This is a genomic window from Colwellia sp. BRX8-4 (genome assembly GCF_014077345.1).
GTDB lineage: Bacteria > Pseudomonadota > Gammaproteobacteria > Enterobacterales > Alteromonadaceae > Colwellia_A.
Genome location: NZ_JACGVS010000058.1, coordinates 1 through 1,379, shown reverse-complemented (window position 1 = coordinate 1,379; position 1,379 = coordinate 1). Strand labels below are relative to the sequence as shown.

Genomic DNA, 1,379 nt, shown 5'->3' with positions numbered 1-1,379 from the left:
TGGCTATTTGCTTATATGGACTCCTCGTATTGTACAAGAAAAAACTTTTAAAATTTTAGATGCGTGCTTATATTCGGGCTCATAATGGGAAGCTATCCCGGCCACTTTGATGTATTCGCACCTTCATGCCTATTCTCCTTCACGACATTCTATATGTTCAGAGCAAAAATCAGGCTATTGAAGGTTGGTCTAACCTTTTTTTAGATCTTTTTTGTAGCAATTTTACGTGTTATTAATTTTTGGTTATTATTAAGCGGCTATTAATACCGGGCTATAATCTGTATTGTTTTTCAATAAAGCATAAGCTGTTCGTGCGTTTTTATTCGCTAAAGCCATTGATGCACAATTAGCACCTCTGCGTTCAATTAAGGCTTTTAGCCACTTTTCTTTTTCAGTTTTTGCGGGCCTATTTTTAAGTTTAGCCACTACCGCTCTTGCCCCTAAAAAAAGACAACTTCGTAGTGGTTTATCACATGAACTTTTTCCGACTGAGCCGAGTTGTATTTTTCCGCCACTACTATGTTGTTTGGGTGTTACACCAATACAAGCAGATACCTGTCTACCACTTTTGAAATGTTCGCCACTGCCTAATTGTATTTTCAACCTCATGGACGTTATAGGACCAACACCTTCAAGTTTCATAAACCTTTTACAATCATTATCTTGCCCAGTTAAGCGTATTAATTCATTATTTAGGGTTTTAAAATCATCTTCTAGGCGAGAATATAACGCCCACATTTTACCTATACTATGCCGCATTGGCATAGGTAGCTGATTTTCAGCGTCTTCTAAAATTTCAGGTATTTGAGCTTTAAAGCTTTTAATACTTTTGTTTATAATAATGCCAAATTCTAACAATAATCCACGTACTTGATTTGATAACTGAAGCTTTTGTTTATCAAGTAAATCTCTCATTTTCCCAACCGATTGCAAACCTTGCTCTTCAGTGGTTAAGACCCTTGCTGGTTTAATGTTGGCAGCTCGAGAGGCAACAGCAATAGCGATGGCATCATTAGCATCTGTCTTTTGTCCTGTTCTAAAGGGCTTAACTTGTTTAGGTGGTATAGGCATGACTTGATGGCCTAAAGATTTAGCAAACCTTGCCCAGTAGTGAGCTCCGCCGCAACTTTCCATAGCAACAAGGGAAATTTTTTGCTTAACGAGCCATTCTTTTAACTTTGCTCGACTCATCGCTTTATTGAAAATAATTTTTCCATTGGGTGTCATAATACAAGCTTGAAAAATATCTTTTGCTAAATCGATAGCGATTACGTTACATTGTGTCATTGTGTGGACTCCTGGTAAAAGTTGATTTGAGTGAATGCTTTTCACTTTATACCGCAAAACTCCCGCGAGGGGGAGGAGTCCATACATCTCCT

1 protein-coding gene is annotated in these 1,379 nt (G+C 37.8%); it reads right to left on the bottom strand.

Going from position 1 to position 1,379, the window contains the following annotated elements:
* Nucleotides 1-249 precede the first annotated feature (249 nt).
* A complete protein-coding gene (locus H4J56_RS19355; protein ID WP_182259822.1) occupies nucleotides 250-1,287 on the bottom strand; it encodes an IS110 family transposase in 1,038 nt (345 codons plus the stop codon).
* Nucleotides 1,288-1,379 lie beyond the last annotated feature (92 nt).